The following is an 18429-nucleotide window of genomic DNA, read 5'->3' on the forward strand; positions in this document are numbered from 1 at the left end:
GTAGTTGGATAGGTGTCGAGTTGGTTCGAATTATATCGTAACGGAGGTGTGTCGGTTGTGGTCGCTAGACCCGACTGACTCGAGAACCGCCGCGATCTCCAAGGCCGTCCGCGACCACGAAAATCGGCACGCTTGCTGTCGCCCGCGTCGCCGATACCGTTCGTAAACGTCCGGATCGAACCAGAGGTGTCGGATCGCGTCCGCGAGAGTACTCGGGTTTTGCGGGTTCGCGGTGAGCGCGGCGTCACCGACAATCTCGGGGAGCGACGACCGGTCGGAGGTGACAACCGGCGTCCCGGACTGGAGTGCCTCTAGGACGGGTAAGCCAAATCCCTCGTACAGCGACGGGTAGACGAATACAGAGGCTAGGTCGTACAACAGCGGGAGATCCTCTTCGGCCACGTAGCCGGTGAAGGTTATACGGTCGGTGAACGGACACCGCTGGTACTCCGCCGCGAACTCCTCGTCCGTGAGGTGTTCTTGCCCGACGACGACGAGTGGGGGTCGTTCGTCGTCCTCGAATGTCCACAGCGCCCGCAGCAGCGCGACGAGGTTCTTTCTGGGTTCAAGGTTGCCGACGTAGAGGAGAAACTCCGACGGCAGGTCATACTTCTTCTGCAACCGGTTTATGGTCTCTCCTGACAGCTCTCGCGGTCGGTACGTCTCGTTCGCCGCACCATAGGCGACAGTCAGCTGCGACTCCGGAACGTCGTGATACGATTTAACATCCCGTTTGGTGTTTTCGGACACCGTGATGACGTGGTTTGCGCGCCACAACGACCCGGTGAGGAACGTCCTGAGATACCAGTGGTAGACCATCGGATGCGTCTCGGGATACCGGCGGTGAACCATGTCGTGGACGACGACGACGCTGGGGCCGCCGAACGTGAACGGCTGGACGAAGTTCGGGCCGAAGAAGCAATCTACGTCGTCGGCTCGGAGCGCGTTGGCGAGACTGACGTTCACCCACCAGACGGGTGCGGCCGAGCCGAGAACGTCAGTGATTCTGGTTGGCAGACAGAGGGCACGCCATTTCAGCGTCGTCTCGTCCGGCACCTCGATATCGATGGGTGATTCGCCTTCGGAGCCGTCGTAGTAGGCGGAGACGGTGTGTCCGTCGAAGGCACCCGCCTCGATGACGTTCTTCAGGTAGTTACCCACGCCGGAGATGTTGCCAGTCACCGTCCGCGCGTCGAGTCCGACATACATCGTCTTAGTGTGTCAGCGTAGATGCTACATAATCTATTTCATAGTCATCCTTAATGGTGGAATAGATTGAAAAAATCATTTCCATGTTAATTTACTCGGAACCGTCTATCGAATCACGTACGATATCCCTGATCTGCGTCCGGAATCGGTCGCGTCCGAATCGGTCGCTCGCGCCGGTGAGGTTGGATCGAATCTCGGTTTCGAGCGAGGAATTCGAGAGTACTGCGTCGATCTTCTCGACGGCTTCTTCGACGGAGTCGTAGCAGAGTTCGGCGCGCTCGTCCACGATCTCGCGCTGGCCACCACTGTTCGGGACGAACGGAATCGTCTCTCCGGCGAGCATCTCCGCGACGACCATCCCGAAGTGTTCGTTCTCCTTCCCGTGCAGACCGTACTGGTGGGTATCCACCATCCGCGTCAACTCGTCTCGGGGCAGTTCCTCCTCGATGTAGACGAAATCGTATCGGGCCGCCCGCTCCCGCACTGTCTCCTCGTAGTCAGATAGATGTGATGGTCCGACGAGGTGGAGGTGGACGTCGTGGCCGCGCTCCTGAACCCGGGCAATGATTTCGATGTTCCGAAGGGTGTTCTTATCGGGTGCTAACCGCCCGATGGAGATAAACCCGTGTTCCTGTTCGTCCAGAGGAAGAGGGGCGAACTCCGTCGTATCAATTGGGGGGTAGAGGTGTCGTGCGTCGGCATCATACACTTGGTCGACCAGTGCGGCCATCCAGCGTGAGTTAGCAAGCACAGTGCTCTCTCGGAGGTGGTCGTCGGTCACGCCTGCAATGGCGGCACAGAATCGCTCGTACACTCGACGCACGCTTGTTTGCTCGCGCGCATCGAGCGACTCCGTCGGTTGGCGATATACAGGATGGTGGACGTATAGCACACAGGAGCTATCGACCGTGAGTTCGTTGTATGTTCCGACGACGAGGTCGAAGGCGTCCGTTTTTGACCTAATTGCGCGATTGCAGAGCGCGTATTTCAGCAGACCGAATCGCGCCCCCATGAGTTGTCGCGCCACGACGTTGATCCCCGGTACGACCACCGATACGTCACCGACGTCGGTGTTGTAGTAGGCGTTCAGCGCGCCGAAATTCGGGTTCACCGTAGTAAAGAGAGTCACGTCATGGTCGATTTGGAGAGCTTCGAGAACGTTCATGGAGACGGCTTCTGCACCGCCCCTGACCGAGAAGTCGGGGTGGACGACGGCGATCGTAGCCATATCGAGTGCAAATATTTTTGTAAGTATAAGTAACTCCCCGGTTCGTCCGCACTAAGTATTATGATTCTACCCCATTTACTCACAATAGAACTCAACTCTTCACCAATATTGTAGAAAATATGACTAATAAAAATGGACAATAGTTCTAGATAACTGATAGACAAAACCAACAACTTCACCGGACGAGAACTGTTGGAGAGGGACTACATATAGTTCAACGAAAGCGAGAGACGGTTGTCCATCTTGGTTCTACAAATGACAAATAAGAATAATGAATTCTCGAAGATAATTGCATCGTCGGGTGTAATCCTGTTCGGCGGGATGATACTCCAGCTCGGAATCAACTTCGGTTCGAAACTCCTCATCGCTCGAACACTTGGTAAGGTCGATTACGGAGGTGTCTCACTTGGCATCACGATGATGACGATGCTGTCAGTACTCACACTCGTCGGTACCGACACGGGCATCGGTCGATATCTCCCCCGATTCGAAAATCAAGAGCAGCGACGTGGTATCCTCCTGTCCGCGTTTCAAATTGTCATTCCCTTCGCCCTTGCCGTCGGCGTCGGTATCGCCTTCTTCGCTGGCACCATCGCCTCGGTGGTATTCGGGGATCCGTCGCTTTCGACTATTATCCGTATCTTCGGCATCGCGGTGCCGTTCATGTCGATTGTCAAGCTCACGATAGGCAGTATACGAGGGATGGAAGATTCGTTTCCGAAGGTGTATCTCCAGAATGTCGCCGTTCCTGTTTCCCGGTTCACGCTGATCGGCGGGGCTCTCGTGCTTGGTTTCGGGACAACTGGTGTCGCGTGGGCTTACGCTGGCTCCTACGGTATCGCCACTCTTCTCGGGATTTATTATCTCGCACGCCACACGCCCCTTCTAGAGCACGTCAAACCGGAACGAATGCACGGCGAATTGCTAGTCTTCTCTGCACCCATCATGATAACCGCGACGATGAATATGATATTGGCGAATATCGACATCTTCATGCTCGGTGTCTTCTCCGACGGAACTGGCGGAATCGGCATCTACAACTCGGTGTATCCGATCGCAGCAATGTTGACGGTCGTGCTCACGTCCTTCGGCTTCACCTTCATGCCCGTCATCTCAAAGCTCCACTCGAACGATGAGTTTAGCGAGATGCGTCGGATGTACCAACTCGTCTCCAAATGGGTGTTCTTGACGACGGTTCCCATCTTCCTCGTCGTCGTACTTTACCCTGGTATCGTGATTCGAAATACATTTGGCGCAGAGTACTCTGCGGGGGCGTTTACCCTCTCGCTTCTCGCGATCGGATTCCTCGCACATGTGGTCGCCGGACCAGCCGGAAACACGCTGACTTCGGTCGGCAAGACAAAGCTCATCATGTACGACAACGTCACCGTCGCAACGGTGAATGTCGTGATAAACCTCGTTTTGATTCCTCGCTACTCGTATCTTGGGGCCGCTGTCGCAACCACTGTCGGCTATCTGCTGATGAACACCCTGTATCTCGCACAACTCTATTGCATCGTTGGAATTCATCCGTTCAGAGGGTCGTTACTTCGAACGGCGGTCGCTGCCGTTGTCGCTGCTGGAGTTGTTTATGGTGGCGCGTCGTTCCTGCTCGACATTTCTCTCGTTTCGCTCGTCGGCGCATTCGCGCTATTCTGTGTTGTCTACGTTGTAATGATTCTCGTATTCGGCGGTATCGAAGAGGAAGAACTTGCCCTAGTAGAGAGCTTCGAAACTCGATTCGATATCGATCTCGAAGGGGCGAAACGAATCGCACGTCGCGTTGCGCGGTAACGATCCAACTCTTGACCGTCGTTACTGCCGATATCCGTTGATGAGATAACCGAAGACCAGTGCGTAGATGATCAAGGTAATGGCAATGCTGAACATCGAGTACGTTCGAATAGTCCTCCCGAATCCTGAAGCAACGCTCGTCAAATCCACATTTTCAGGAGGTCGAACACTTTGCAAAGCGTGAGTAGGTTCGGCAGATGATTCTCGGTCAGAGTGATCTGTAGTGATGCCAAGCATTTCGAGAAGCAGATCGAATATTCTTCAGGTAGAACTTCTTGAAATGACTGTAAAGACGAAGTAGTGATACTAGCGCCCAATTAGCGAATCCGCTGCAATCCGCGCGGTATGTTTTATCAGAATTTACTCATTATAAAATAACAAACCGCTTATATTCGAGTATAGTAGAATTTCATTGGTAGCTATATCCAGTATTCAGTTTCAACTCCTTGATTTTCGACTCATTCGGACGCAGCCGAGTGAATCACATAATGAGACTAACTACTTAAAACTTCACGATAAACTTCGTTAGTTCGAGACAGCATCGTAGCTTCAGTGAACTCGTTCTCAACGCGTTTGCGCGCCTTTTCGCCGTATGTGTTCAGTAGATCATCATCAGAAATCAGATCATTGATCGCGCGTGCAAGCGCTTGGGCGTTACGCGGCGGAACAGTTTGTCCGGTCACGCTGTCTCTACTCACCCACGGAACGCCGGTTCGAAGATCTGTGTTCACGACTGGGGTCTCGTACGCCATCGCCTCAAGTTGGACGATACCGAATGCTTCACTCGGTTCAACCGACGGTAACACGAAGAGGTCAGCAGCCTCGTAACAGTGATGGAGATGCTTATTCGGAACGTAGCCGAGGAAGTGAACCTTGTCAGCTACGCTACGTTCTTTAGCACGCGTCTGTAGCTTTTCTCGAAGTTCCCCATCACCAGCGATGAGCAGCGTCGCGTCCACGTCGCACATCGCGTCGACGAGGTACTCGACACCTTTGTAGTAAATCAATCGGCCAACGAAGAGGATCGTGGGACGATCTGGATCGACTGGTAACTCGGGGGGCACCCCCTGTGGTCGTTCATACTCGTCGAGATCGATGGAGAGCGGAACAACTCTGCATTTTCCTCTGTAAGGCGAAAGGTGTTCTGAGGACTCAAGTAAATTCGGTGATGTTACGATAATGCGATCGGCTTGGTCGAGAAATCGATGCAGGAATGGTCGATATGCTTTGAGCGCGGTTGCCTGTCGAACGATATCGCTATGGTATGTAACGACGGTTTTCGCCTCAGTGGTGGGTGAGAGGAAATACGATGCTACGCTAAGGGGATTCGGTAAGTGATAATGGACGATATCCGCTCCACGTTGCATACGTGTGAGGTGGATCGGAAACGTCGGCGCCGCAGGCATCGATAACGGCGTTCCTAGGCTACTCGTTCGAACGATGGGAACTCCGTTGACTGAGTCGCGTTCTCCGCGTCCTTTCGGTGTCGCGGCAAGAATCCGAATGTTATGCCTATCCGACATTCCCTCAGCGAGTTGTTGGACAACGCGTTCGACGCCACCAACGTCGGGGTAATAGAACTTACTCACCTGCAATACGTTCCTGCGCTTGGAGAGGGGGAACCCCTCCTTAGTGGATCGAGTCATGACGTTTAAATGACCTCACGATATACTGCAACCGTTTCACGTGCCGTTCGTTCCCATGTAAACTCGTCAACGCGTTTGTGCCCTTTGGAGCGAAGTCGCTTTCTGAGTGTATCGTCGGTGACGACCTGTTCAATACCGTCGGCAATCTCTACCGGATCTGTCGGATTAACTAGGTAAGAAGCGTCATCCGCGACTTCGGCCATTGCACCACGATTGGAGGTAACGATCGGTGTTCCAGCATGCATTGCTTCGACAATCGGCAGGCCAAATCCTTCGTACAGCGAGGGATAAACCAGTGCTGCCGCGTTGCGATAGAGCCAACCGAGTTCGTCGTCGTCAACGAACCCAAGCGTACGCACACCGTCAACTGGAGGCACGTCGGCAGCTGCGAACACCTCGCGATCCGGGCCGGCGAGCACGAGTTCGACTGGATCGTCTACACGTTGCCGATAGCTCCGGTAGGCGCACACTAATCCATCGAGGTTTTTTCGAGGATTGGTCGCACCAACGGAGAGGAGATACGCCCCCTTCGACAGACCAGCAACCGGTTCGTTTCCGGCTGCTGGTTCCGTGACACCATTATATGCGGCGACGGTTTTTCCTGCAGCGTGGGGATAGTGGTCAAGAATTTCATCACGAGCGAATTGCGAGACCGTCAGTATCCGGTCTGATGTTCGAACCGCCAATGGGGTTAGGAGACGATAGAACGTGCTATATTTCCAGGAGAACCACTCAGGATGTGTAATCGGCGATATATCGTGAATCGTCGTGATGAGTGGTGTTCGTGCCACCATCGGTGGCTGCCCGGCAGGTGTATGGAATGCATCGAGATCGTATTGGCGAATTACACGCGGGAGCGTAGTCTGTTCCCAGCGATGGGCCTGTACCCCGCTGTGTGTTGGACTTGGGACAGCGGCATTTTTGATGCTTGCATACTCATCGAACGGTTCGGGGAGTGAGTCGACCCCAAATAGAAGATACTCGATGTCATTGTCTTGTCTGGCGAGCGCTTCGAGTAGTTTTCGTGTATATCGGCTGACGCCAGTCGGATCTGGTTTAGTCAGCGTACGGGCATTGATACCGATTTTGATCATTGTCAGGACCGTATCACAGTTATGATTTTTGCGGATAGTTTCTTTGAACTGTTCGCGACCGAACCGATCGACAGTTGTCAAGAAATTTTCCGAGGTCAGCCGCAAGCGCCGGATCTGGAAGTACTGTATCGACGCTTTCCATGCACATATTCTCAGTGCTGCTTTTCATTCCTAGACCAGCACGGATAATAGTTACATTGAACATATGAGAAAATCATCTCAGTTTGTTGCCAAATGTCTTATTTACTTGGGTTACTCATCGTAGTACAGTATGGAAGTACAATCGTCACAAAATAAGACTTTGGGCCAATACCCTATACCCGCTGTCGATTTGCTTCAGAAGTAATTAAAAACACCCAATCAATAAATAATGACTAATATCGCAGTAGTCGTCCTCGACACCCTTCGAAAAGATACCTTTGATGAACATTTCGGATGGCTTCCGGGACGTCGATTCGAACGAGCATACTCCACGGCGAATTGGACTGTTCCAGCTCACGCTTCCCTATTCACTGGTCGGTACGCAAGTGAGGTAGGCGTCCATGCTAAGAATAATTATCTTGATTGCAGCGAACCAACGCTTGCTGAACGCCTACGTGATAGTGGCTACAAAACACGAGCGTTTAGCGCAAATACAAACGTCACCGGCCATTTCGACTTCGACCGGGGGTTCACGGACTTCCGTGTCCCAGAGAAATTCGAATACATGAATGACAAGACTGTTTTCGACTGGCGAGAGTTCAGTCGGAATACCTCAACATCCGGTGTTGAAAAGTATCTTCGTGGAGTGTATGAATGTTTTATTAGTGACTGTGCAACTCTACCTTCATTGAAAGCCGGACTCCAGTTGAAGCGTGACCGGAATGACGCGGTTGAGTATGGCGGAGCACTCGAAGCGCAAACTGAAATCGAAGAAATAGATTTCGGCGGCCGCGAATTCCTTTTTCTCAATTTAATGGAAGCCCATGAACCATATCGGGCACCAGCTAAATACATGACTGTAGAAGAACCGTCAATGACAAACGCAGTCGGTGATAGGCAATTCGGTGATGGTGTTGACGCAGAGCAAACAACACAAGCATACAAAGATTGCATTCGATATTTATCCGATATTTATCAAGAAATTTTCCATTTACTGGATGAGCACTTCGATTACATTATCACGCTTTCGGATCATGGTGAAATGCTGGGCGAGCATGGAGCGTGGGGACACGAACATGGGGTCTTTAACGAGTTAACCAATGTCCCACTTTGTATCTCCGGAAGTGAACTGTCCGGAACGTGTACCGAGACGGTAAATCTTCACGATGTCCATCAGACGGTGTTGGATCTTGCAGGAGTCGATGGCAGTTCCCGCGGGGAATCGCTGCTTGAGAATGTCGAGGGTCGTGAAATTCTGACTGAATATATGGGGCTTACCTCGTGGAGCGAACGACGGTTTGACGCTGACCGCGAATTCGAAAAATACGACCGAACGTTGCATGGTTACGCAGCGACAGTGGACTATTATGGATGCGAAACTCTTGACGGATTCCAGGAATACGGTTCCGAACGCGTAAACAACCCCCAAAAACGAATAGAACAATTACTCTCAGAACTTGATGTTCGAGATGTTAACTCCGACAATGAGATCCCGGACGAGGTAAAACAGCAACTCGAAGACCTGGGATATGCGTAATATTAAATAAATTATGTTAAAATCAAGCGTACCCTAAATGTTTGAGACGATCCTCAACTGTTTCGTCTGAGACCGAGGCCGCTTCTTCTGGCGGATCGCTGCATACTTCTCGCCGTTCATTGAATGGCGGCTCGTGCCACGGCACTTCAATCAGTTCCGGGAAGCGAAGGCCTGGTGGATGACCGTATTTCTGCAGTGGGATTGGCCACAGTCGTCTCCCAAAGAGGTTACCATGATCTGAGGTGACGACCGTTTTGCCATCAAGTTCCTTGATAAGCGCCTCTACATGTTCTTCGACAAGTTTGAAGTTCTCGACGTAGGCATCCCAGACGGTTTGACGGTCAACGGAACAGGTGCCTGAATCAAGCTGTGACCAGATAGATGAGCTATTCTCGTCTGTATTCCCTACCGCTCGCGTCGTATGTCCGGTCACTCCACCGCTCTCGATTTGTTGTCCGAGCGAACCGATAAACGGGTAGTGTGGTTGCATGAAGTGACTGATAAGTCGTTTATTCGGATACTTTTTATGCGCCTTTGTGGTCGCACTGACGACCGATTCTGGACGAACTGTGAGAATCTCCTCATCCCATGAGTCGTCGAATAGATCGATAATAGCGTGAAAAACTCCACTTTCAATCTTTGTTGTAAATGGATTCGATGTAATGTAAACTGTGTCGTGGTATTCATCGGCGAAGTTGTATTCCATAAATTCTCGGCTTTGACTGCCAGCTGACCTTACCTTTTGTAATGATCCTGGGAGAGTACTATGATCTCTGAACAGGTCGTATCGGCAAGCATCGAGGATGATAAGATTATCCCACTCTTCATCCATCACCGCGACGGGGTCACCTGATGCGTAATATGAACCAAACTGCCGGTGGAATTTGACGCCTACTTGAAGCAGTTCACCACGGATCGAGTTCGGGTTCGACAGCACGCGTCTTACGCTCTTCTCGTAAGGAATTGCCATATGAGTGATCACACCTTCTGTAAGTGGTTTTTGAAACATCCTAAGCCCAATAGTAGAACTGTTTCGGTATGCATCGCCGTCATCGAACGTGTTTGTTAGAACGCCGTCAGTATGTGAGTGATAACGCCTATTACCGATGGATTCATTGTCACAGCTAGTAGTATGACGGCTCCCTGCTTGTACGATTATCGCTGGAGAGCGGTACGACTAACGTCGCGAGCGAAACTTTGTATCCCCCAACTATGAGTTCAAATTCCAGTTCGGTATTTAAAACGATAGCGACTTCTGGCGGAATCCTCTTTATCGGACTCGTTTGCCGCCTCGGCTTAGGCTTCCTTGGACGTCTGGTTATCGCTCGAGAACTTGGAAAAGTCGATTATGGATCTGTCACGATTGGTGCGACGTTATTAATGACTGCTTCAATTATCGTAGTGGTCGGCACCGATACCGGCGTTGGTCGATACCTCCCTCGGTTCGACGACCAAGAGCGGCAACGGGGTGTATTGGTATCGGCGTATCAACTTGTATTGCCTTTCGCTATCGCCGTTGCCGTTATTATCGCATTGTTTGCCAACTTCCTCGCGACATCCATATTTCACGACGCGGATCTAGCACCAGTACTTAGAATTTTCGCGCTAACCATTCCGCTTGCCGCGTTTGTTCGGTTGACAGTAGGAAGCATTCGCGGAATGCAAGACGCATTTCCCCGTGTCTACATTCAGAACCTCGCCGTACCTGTCACGCGCTTCATGCTCATCGGCGCTGTGATATTAGTCGGTTTGGATTCAATAGGTATCGCGTGGGCCTACACAGGATCGTACATTATCGCATCGCTTCTCTCGATCTACTACCTTGTGCGCAAAACCTCGTTATTTAGTTCAACCAATTGGATACCGATGCGCAAGGAATTGTTATTTTTCTCCGCGCCTCTTATGATCACTGCTACAATGAATATGATATTCTCTAATTTAGATATTTTTATGATTGGAGCATTTTCATCAACGGGTGATGTGGGAGTTTATAATGCTACATATCCCCTAGCAATGCTGCTTAGCATTGCTTTAAGTGCCTGCGCTTTCATTTTCATGCCGGTAATTTCTGAACTTCACTCAAACAATGAATGGAATGAAATGGCGAGGACATACGAGGTCGTCTCGAAGTGGATTTTCCTCGGTACGCTCCCCCTCTTTCTTGTCCTCGTCTCGTACCCACAGCTAGTCATTCGAAATACATTCGGTGCCGAATATGTTACAGGTAGCCTGACGTTATCAATTCTCTCGATTGGCTTCTTCGGGCATGCTGTTGCTGGACCAAGCGGCGATATGTTAACCGCAATTGGACGCCAGAAGTTAGTAATGTATGACAATGTGCTGGTCGCTGCGCTAAACATTGTCCTGAACTTGCTGTTGATTCCCCAGTACTCATATCTCGGAGCTGCGGTTGCCACGACTGCGAGTTACTTACTGATGAATACGATTTATCTCGGATTTCTCTACCGTGAAGTGGGGATTCATCCGTTTCGGGGATCGTTGCTCAAACCTGCACTTGCTGCTGGAGTGCTCTGGGTTATGTTCTACTGGGGAATTGAGATGCTCATCACACTCACCCTTCCGTCATTTGTACTCGTTCAAGCGCTTTACTTACTAATCTATCTCGTTATTATTCTCCGCTTTGGTGGCGTCGAAAGAGAAGAGATTTCGCTCCTCAATGCGTTCGAAAAGCGCATGAAACTAAATCTCGATCCGTTGCGTGCGCTTGCTCGGTACTTTACGTAATAAGGCGGTAAAGGAGATTTCATCGTTATTTTGAATATGGCGATGATATATTGTGATTTCACGCGCTGCAAGGAGAAATGGTTGGAGCAGGCGATAAAAGATTTTCATGATGAAATAATTGTATAATTTTAGGAAAGTAACCGCTTCTTCTTTATAATACAGGTAACATCCACCAAGGAGAATACCCTCAAGTATATTATCGGAACTGATAAATGAATTGTTAAAAGGCCACTATGGATGGCTCCTCTGAGCAGCGAACGTAATGATACCAAAATTGAGGTAGAACTTTCCACTATTGTTGATGAGGGCGTAATCATTTATCGACCATTTCTGCATTAAAATTGATATCAAACCAATCGAGATGAAGCTGATTATCGCAGTCTCGAAGACGCGTCTAAAAATAAAGTCTGTGGTATCGAATTTATCTTCGGCAACGAACGTGTATTGTCCCTTGTCAATGAATTTGATTCATTCCAGTCAAATGCACTGACTGATTGAGAACGCGGTGATCTCCAGGAAAGAAGATGAAACGGATGTTTTTACTGAATTCTACTATGTAGCGTAAATACTATCCCTGGAGTTGTGGCAGTTATTACTGATAGTTATATCCAAAATTTAAAACAATTAGCGTCGATCATAGGTATTCCCTCTTGCGGGTCACTGCACGAACTCGTTTCACGCCTGGGTGAGAAAACTTATTTACTCAAAGTCCCTCGAAGACACTATGATATCACAGAAGGAGTACCGGCCCGTCATTACCGAAGAAAGCTTCCGCCGGTTGGACATTTATCGTGCACAGAATAGGTTTCGAAATACTGAGGAAGCGACTGCCGACTTACTCATTAACGTAGGAGACGAGTAAGTAAATGAGTCTCACCGCTCTCCTCACTTTGTTTGCTACCCTCACACTCCTGTGCCTCTTTCTCGGAGTTATGGCAGTCACCACCAGAAAATTTCTCTTCGAGAGCCTCATTCACCCTGTTGTTCTCATGAACGGCATTGTCGGATATTTTGTGGTGTTTCCAGCAATTTATATTGTGGCAACAGGACGATTCCGCTTTGAGTATGAGAGTCCTTTTGTCGCATTGGCCATCTCACTTGCCATTTTATTCGGTGTATATCTCGTCGCCCTCTTCGCATTCCATCAAAGTGATTTCACCCGTTACCTGTCTGCTGGTCCTCGGTTCGACCGACGAGTCGCTAATCCGTATTTACTCTTTTGGGTTGGCCTTGGTGGCTTTGTTGTGGGTTTACTCTTCTATCTGTATTATGTGAATCTAAATGGGGGATTTGGCCGCCTATTAACCGTGACACCCCGTACGGCATTTCAGCAGATTCCGAACACAGGGCGCTATCGGCTCTTCGGTCTCCTTGGCGTGTTTGGTGGATTCATCACGATCCTCTCTGCATTATATCCCGCCATCGCCAGTCCCAGTCGTGAGAAATCACCTCTTTTGTGGGCAGTTGTTGGCGGCGCGAGTGTCATCACCATCGCCATTGCGGTTTCCTTCCGCGCACGCATGTTGATCCTCATCCCAGCAGCATATCTGTTGGTCTACCTGTATACGACTGATGTAATCACCGATCGACACTTCGTCGTGCTCGGGAGTATCACGGTGTTCTTTGGCATCGCGTTCACCTTCATAGAGCATCTGCTAATTAGTTCGGCAGGCATTTGGATGCTCTTTGAGGCAGCAATTCACACCGCCCGCCTCCAAGTGTTTATGGTCTTGGTTGACCGCGTCCCTAGTCAGTACCCCTATCAATGGGGTGAAACCTTCTTGCGGGCAATCTTGATTGGCGTTGACGGTGGTCCACTCCGGTATGGTGAGCATCTAGATATCATCGCCACAGGAAAGAATCGACCAGGAGTCACCCTGTCTGCGATGTTGACCGGCGAGTTCTATCTCAACTTTGGTGTGATTGGGGCGCTTATGAGCGGAGTGCTCTATGGTCTTTGTCTGAAGTTCGCTTATCAATTACGAACGCTTGAGATGGGGTATCTAGTTAATGCACTTTATCCCGTGCTGTTGGTTGGTGCTGTGCTCCTGTTCCCAACGAATATCACCTTTGGTGTGAAAGCGATTGGCTTGCGCTTACTCCCACCACTCTTCTTGAGTGTATTGGTCGTGTTTCTCTATCAGCACCACTTCAAACAGTGGATACAAACGGAGGCCAAGAACTGATTTAATATCCAAGATGATATATTCGGCACCGTCTAGTTAAGCCGATTCAGTCGAATTGATCAGTGGGAGCAACTAGAAAGAGAGTGACATCAGCAGTGGCCTCGCTTTGCTCATCTTCGCACTTTGGGGTGACTCCCAATTCATTCTAGAACGTGTAGACGTTCCATCGGAGTGAGAGACGCTCAGCGTCCTAGTTTTTCGCTTCGACGGTTATCTAGTCAGTGCTGTATATTCGTTATCATGTATTTTTTGAAACTCATAAAATAATTTACTGTTGTAGTATCATACGACAATTAGATTTGGCTTTTTAAACTTTTTGCGTTACTTCAGGTTTAGTCATTAGGATGAAATTCTATCGGTTATTATATCACGGATTTCATTTTTAAAACGATCACGATTGAATCGCTGCGAGGTCGATGATAACTCATCCCGAAGCTTCATTATTCGCACTGAATCTCCAAGAACTGCGTCGATTTTATTGATCGCATCTGCAGGAGAAGCGTACAGAAGATCCGCATTTTCATTCAGAATCTCACGTTGACCACCACTGTCTGGGGCGAATGGAATCATCCCCCCTGCGGCCATCTCAGCTACTACGATTCCAAAGTGTTCGTATGGACGGCCATGGAGGCCATATCGATGCTTCGTTATCAAATCAGTGAGTATTTCATACTCGACTGCTCCCTCGAAGTGAATGAAGTCAAGTTTGGTGGAGCGGCGTTTCACACGTTCGCAGTACTCTCCATCTGTAGTTGGTCCGATAATGTGGAGATGAACATTGTGCCCTCTCTCTCGAAGCTGTGTAATTATATCGATATTCTTGAGAATTCGTTTACTTGGTCCAATTCGTCCGATTGTTAGAAACCCTGGTTCACGTTCCTCCCATGGTAATGGTGTAAATCTGGCAGTGTGAACTGGAGGATATACTGTATTGGGTCGAATTCCGTAAGCCTCGTAGAACGCGTTCGCCGTCCAGTCTGAATTGGCGAGAAGCATGTTCGACATAAGTTTAGTCTGGTTTACATTTGCGAGACGTCGACATAGAGTATCGTATGCCCGTCTCCGTAGTGATCCATCGGTAAGTCCAGGGTCATCGACAGCATATTGCGGATGGTGAATATACTCGACTGAATCTGTGTCGAGTGCGAGTTCGTTTTTTGTGCTTATCATAAGATCGAAATCGTTCCTGTTTCGTTTCGCAAACTGGGCGAGGAGGCCTGCCTGGAACTTCACTGCTCGATTTCCAACCCATTGACTAAATTCAATGATTGGATATGGTGGAAGAGACACAGAAAGATCTCGTACGTTCGTATCAAAGTAGTGATTCAATTCAGCAATGTTCGGCGGTATAAGTGTGAAAAGTGTCACGTTGTGAGATACTTGAAGGGCCTCGATGACTTGCATACAGACATCCTCTGCCCCTCCCTTCATTTGTAAATCTGGATGAACGACTGCGATCCTACTCATGTTGACAACCTATTTCGATTGCAACGCCAAATGTATTATTATCTCCCAACTTCCAGATATTTAATCCTCCACTAAACATCAGTAAATAAATACCCTGATCTGAAAAAGAAAACCCGGAAAATACTCTACTTTCAATTAAATATCAAGAAATCAAAATACCACTTGTAGCTCTCGATACGCTGTGAAAGGATTCGTTTAATGAGCCATTCGGCTAACTGAATGCTTTGTAAACGTGCTCGACTTAGCAACTCTTTCCTACGCTCGCTGAGCAGTCAGCGAGAAGTAGGTAGTGACATCGAACAGCGGCTCCCGATGTAGCCCTGAGTCCGGGTACTGTGCTCGGTCTTACTCGTCTTCCGCCGTGGATTGCGTAAGTGTTTGCGAGGTTCGAACCAGTCTTCTCCGACAGCCGCAACGTCGATTCCTTTACCACGCTCGTGAGCGCAGTGATTCTGGCCGAAGCGCAGTGGACGATCAGCGAACTCACCCGCGGGATTTCGCGTCCGCGTCGGGACGCGAAATCCGACAGAACCTATCGCTACTTTCTCGGTGGGGCTGACTGGTCGGCCACCGGTCTCGCTCAGCACCAGGCCGCGTTCGTCTTCGAACAACTCGATGTCGGTGGCGGTGACGACGTACTCCTCCACATCGACGATACGTTTGTCGGGAAAACTGGCGACCTACCGATGGCGTCGCAAAGTTGTACAACCCGGCAATGGGCGACCTGGTGCAGGGAAATAAGTTCGTCACCTCGTACATCCAAGTCGGCGACGTGTACGTTTCCTACCTCGTACGGATGTTCATCTCGGAGCATCTCACGCCGAATTTCGAGCAGCCGTTCAAGAAGAAAACCGAGATCGCTGGCGAAGAAATCATCACGCCGCTCCAGCTGGCGGCTGGAGCGACTCTCACCGTTGTCTTCGATTCAGCGTACTACGGGGGGCAAGAGAGTCGCGACAATCCAAAAGCAGGGCTATGACGACGTCTGTCGCTACAAATTGAGCCATCACGTTTCACCACTGGTATCGTGTGATCCCAACGCATCGATGCCTTCGCATCGACGCTCGAGTACGAATCCACCACAATCACCGTTCGTGGACGAGAAAAGACCTACTGCGTTGTAAGTGAGATCATCGAAATCGAGGGCGTTGGCATAGTCAAGATCATGGTGAGCAAGACCGACGACGGCACCACTCGCTACTACTCAGCACGGATCTCGGCCGGTTAGTGGCCAAAATCCTCGAACTCGTCGACCATCGATAGAACATCGAGACGATTCATCAAGAATCGGATGAGAAGTTCGGGTTCAAGCAGTACGAGGTCGAGCCCAAGCAGGTTATCGAACGATACATCCAGCCTATCTTCAAAACATATGCTCTATTGGGTGAACGGTGTGGTTTCTATATCGCCTTGGTTCGAGAGCTATCCCGATAAAATGAACACACCCTCTCTAGCCGGATTAGCTCCAGTTCGCTGCTCAACCGATCTTGCCAAGTCGAGTTGTCCGGATTATCATCCCTGATGTATGACCTCTCGAAGTCTGACCTTCTTTAATTCGTTGAACGCGCCGTCGAGTTGGCTCGACAGGCGGTAGCACGATACTCCTCGAAATATTCGAAGACGCGGTACATCCTCCGCCAGCACGTCATTCTGCTCTATCTAAAGGTGAGGATGACCACTACGTACCGGGACTTAGCAGACAAAACTTATCGAAACGCCGTACATCCGCGACGCCCTCGATCTTGATTCAATATCTACTCCACCGACACTTTGCAAAGCGTTCGACCGCTCATCAAGCACCGATAGTTTACTATCTATTGATAGAATTAGAGGGTGAAGGGATCACCGCCGATGGAGCGGCGTATCTGCCGCTCACGACGACGAAATACGTCGAAGCGCAGGGCAAGACCGGATCGAACTTGGCTTCGAGGATGCCGACGACGCACATCGGGCGCTTCAAACGGCGCCACGCGCGGCGAGTGAAGGTGGATGCGAGACTGGGCTGAAGCGGCTCTGACTACTGCCGACTTCACCGCCCACTCGAAGCCGGAACTTTGTAGACGGTCGCCGCGGTGAGTCCAAACAGCGCGTACAGCACGAGCGACGAGTACAACACATTGGACGGTGCGAGTGCGGCGAGCGAGAACGCGACCATGCTCCCGAACAACCCGAGCGATAACGGGTCGGCGGTCGTGACGAATTGTGCGCCGACGTCGTAAATCAACCGCCCATAGGCAAGGACGAACAACCCAGTACCAACGACGCCGAACGAACCGACCAAGGCGATCACCCAGCTGTGAGGCGCATAGCTGCCGGCTGTCTCGATCGAACTCGACCGCACGGCGACGGCGAAGTTCCGGACGCCAGTGCCGAGCCCGTTCGACTGGACAAGTGCTTCGGCGGCGACCTGGGCGAGTTGCCACCGCCCCCCGAGACCGCTACCTGGTGGGAACAAGGCTGGAACGAGCGCCGGCAGCGCCACCGTCGTGAGCGTACCGAGCGCGATGACGACGGTGACGACCCACGCATCGACTCGAGAGGGCGTCCGAGCGGCGAGCCGCGGCCGAACTGCTCGCAGCGCGATGATCGCCACTGCACCGACTAACAACGCTCCAACGCCAGCCCGTGCGCGATCGTTTAGCACGAATAAAAACGCGGTGAGCCAACCGAGCGCTGCCAGCGCGCGCAGCGAGCGGCGAGTATCTCGCGCTGCGATCACAGCGACGAGTGGCGTCGCGCCGATCACGAGAAAGAACGCATACCCGTTTATATTGTAAAACCACGCGCTCGAAGAGCGCGAGCCGAACAGTGAGGGGTGATTCGCCCAGAACACCTGCGAATGCGGTTGCAACAATCGTACATCGCTTAGGTGCGACCCAGTGACGATCTCCCAAACCGAGACGACCTCCGCACAGGCTACCAGGCCGACGAGTACGGCGAGATAGAGGAGCACGGTTTGCTTTCGCTTCGTCGTCCAGTAGATTGCCCCGGCGATGAGCAGCCCCGGGAGTATCCGAGCGAGGCCCGAGATTGCCATCCCCGTATCCGTAGCCCACGCCGCCGAAACCGTCACATACCCCCCGAAGCCGAGCAATGCAGCGACGGGCCATGGGATCGGCGTAAGGGCGTCTCGGTGCGTGAAGAGATACGCGGCCAAAAGAAGCGCATAGAGCGGGAAATAGAGCCTGAAATACGTGAGTTGCACACCGTGAAAGCCGAACCCGGTGCGGGAATTCCCGTAGATCGCGGCGACGAGTAACACTGCGGTCGCGGCGATCGTAGCTCGATGGAGGGGGTCATCGCCAGTGAAAGCGCTCACTTCGAGGCGACGCGATAGTGAGGTGACCATACTGCTCGGTTATGGGGATTAGTATTAAAAGTC

General features: G+C 50.9%; 14 protein-coding genes and 1 pseudogene. 7 read left to right on the forward strand and 8 right to left on the reverse strand.

Translation table 11 applies throughout. The features are described from left to right. Positions 1 to 30: 30 nt before the first annotated feature. Positions 31 to 1209, reverse strand: a complete 1179-nt coding sequence (locus LIW51_RS00245) for a glycosyltransferase family 4 protein (RefSeq protein ID WP_227375261.1) — start codon at positions 1207 to 1209, stop codon at positions 31 to 33. 91 nt (positions 1210 to 1300) lie between these two features. Next, a complete protein-coding gene (locus tag LIW51_RS00250) occupies positions 1301 to 2437 on the reverse strand; it encodes a glycosyltransferase family 4 protein (protein ID WP_227375262.1) in 1137 nt (378 codons plus the stop codon). A 255-nt stretch (positions 2438 to 2692) separates the two neighbouring features. Here LIW51_RS00250 and LIW51_RS00255 point away from each other — a divergent pair, with 255 nt between their 5' ends. Beyond that, the gene (locus LIW51_RS00255; RefSeq protein WP_227375263.1) at positions 2693 to 4231 is read left to right on the forward strand and encodes a flippase; all 1539 of its coding nucleotides are present in this window, start codon (positions 2693 to 2695) and stop codon (positions 4229 to 4231) included. Positions 4232 to 4725: 494 nt separating this feature from the next. On the opposite strand, the gene LIW51_RS00260 is transcribed toward LIW51_RS00255, so the two are convergent. Beyond that, a complete protein-coding gene (locus LIW51_RS00260) occupies positions 4726 to 5877 on the reverse strand; it encodes a glycosyltransferase (RefSeq protein ID WP_227375264.1) in 1152 nt (383 codons plus the stop codon). A gap of 5 nt (positions 5878 to 5882) precedes the next feature. Beyond that, positions 5883 to 6971: a glycosyltransferase family 4 protein gene (locus LIW51_RS00265; RefSeq protein ID WP_227375265.1), complete on the reverse strand. Its 1089-nt coding sequence runs from the start codon at positions 6969 to 6971 to the stop codon at positions 5883 to 5885. Positions 6972 to 7341: 370 nt separating this feature from the next. On the opposite strand from LIW51_RS00265, the gene LIW51_RS00270 reads away from it, so the two are divergent. Next, positions 7342 to 8649 carry a sulfatase-like hydrolase/transferase gene (locus LIW51_RS00270; protein WP_227375266.1) on the forward strand — a complete coding sequence of 436 codons (1308 nt, stop codon included), beginning with the start codon at positions 7342 to 7344 and terminating at the stop codon, positions 8647 to 8649. Positions 8650 to 8671: 22 nt separating this feature from the next. On the opposite strand, the gene LIW51_RS00275 is transcribed toward LIW51_RS00270, so the two are convergent. After that, on the reverse strand, positions 8672 to 9619 hold the full coding sequence (locus tag LIW51_RS00275) for a hypothetical protein (RefSeq protein WP_227375267.1): 948 nt from the start codon (positions 9617 to 9619) through the stop codon (positions 8672 to 8674). A gap of 242 nt (positions 9620 to 9861) precedes the next feature. Between LIW51_RS00275 and LIW51_RS00280 the strand changes: the two genes are divergently transcribed. Together LIW51_RS00280 and LIW51_RS00285 are read left to right on the forward strand one after the other, a co-directional pair. Then, positions 9862 to 11394 carry a flippase gene (locus LIW51_RS00280; RefSeq protein WP_227375268.1) on the forward strand — a complete coding sequence of 511 codons (1533 nt, stop codon included), beginning with the start codon at positions 9862 to 9864 and terminating at the stop codon, positions 11392 to 11394. A 932-nt stretch (positions 11395 to 12326) separates the two neighbouring features. Continuing rightward, a complete protein-coding gene (locus tag LIW51_RS00285; protein WP_227375269.1) occupies positions 12327 to 13580 on the forward strand; it encodes an oligosaccharide repeat unit polymerase in 1254 nt (417 codons plus the stop codon). Between the two features lie 339 nt (positions 13581 to 13919). On the opposite strand, the gene LIW51_RS00290 is transcribed toward LIW51_RS00285, so the two are convergent. After that, positions 13920 to 15047 carry a glycosyltransferase family 4 protein gene (locus LIW51_RS00290; protein ID WP_227375270.1) on the reverse strand — a complete coding sequence of 376 codons (1128 nt, stop codon included), beginning with the start codon at positions 15045 to 15047 and terminating at the stop codon, positions 13920 to 13922. Positions 15048 to 15319: 272 nt separating this feature from the next. Then, a complete protein-coding gene (locus LIW51_RS00295; protein ID WP_227375271.1) occupies positions 15320 to 15694 on the reverse strand; it encodes a hypothetical protein in 375 nt (124 codons plus the stop codon). Positions 15695 to 15774: 80 nt separating this feature from the next. Between LIW51_RS00295 and LIW51_RS00300 the strand changes: the two genes are divergently transcribed. The 3 genes and pseudogenes from LIW51_RS00300 to LIW51_RS00310 all read left to right on the forward strand — a co-directional run bounded on the left by LIW51_RS00300 (position 15775) and on the right by LIW51_RS00310 (position 17053). After that, positions 15775 to 16026, forward strand: coding sequence for a hypothetical protein (locus LIW51_RS00300; RefSeq protein ID WP_227375272.1), 252 nt, complete (start codon positions 15775 to 15777; stop codon positions 16024 to 16026). A 596-nt stretch (positions 16027 to 16622) separates the two neighbouring features. Then, positions 16623 to 16836: pseudogene (locus LIW51_RS00305) on the forward strand (IS5/IS1182 family transposase); the annotation flags it as partial. A 28-nt stretch (positions 16837 to 16864) separates the two neighbouring features. Next, positions 16865 to 17053: a hypothetical protein gene (locus tag LIW51_RS00310; RefSeq protein ID WP_227375273.1), complete on the forward strand. Its 189-nt coding sequence runs from the start codon at positions 16865 to 16867 to the stop codon at positions 17051 to 17053. A gap of 23 nt (positions 17054 to 17076) precedes the next feature. Here LIW51_RS00310 and LIW51_RS00315 read toward each other — a convergent pair whose 3' ends face one another. After that, positions 17077 to 18396 (reverse strand): O-antigen ligase family protein, encoded by a 1320-nt coding sequence (locus LIW51_RS00315; RefSeq protein WP_227375274.1) that lies wholly within the window; start codon positions 18394 to 18396, stop codon positions 17077 to 17079. Between the last annotated feature and the right edge of the window lie 33 nt (positions 18397 to 18429).

The sequence above is a fragment of the Haladaptatus halobius genome, from assembly GCF_020618475.1.
GTDB classification, from domain to species: domain Archaea; phylum Halobacteriota; class Halobacteria; order Halobacteriales; family Haladaptataceae; genus Haladaptatus; species Haladaptatus halobius.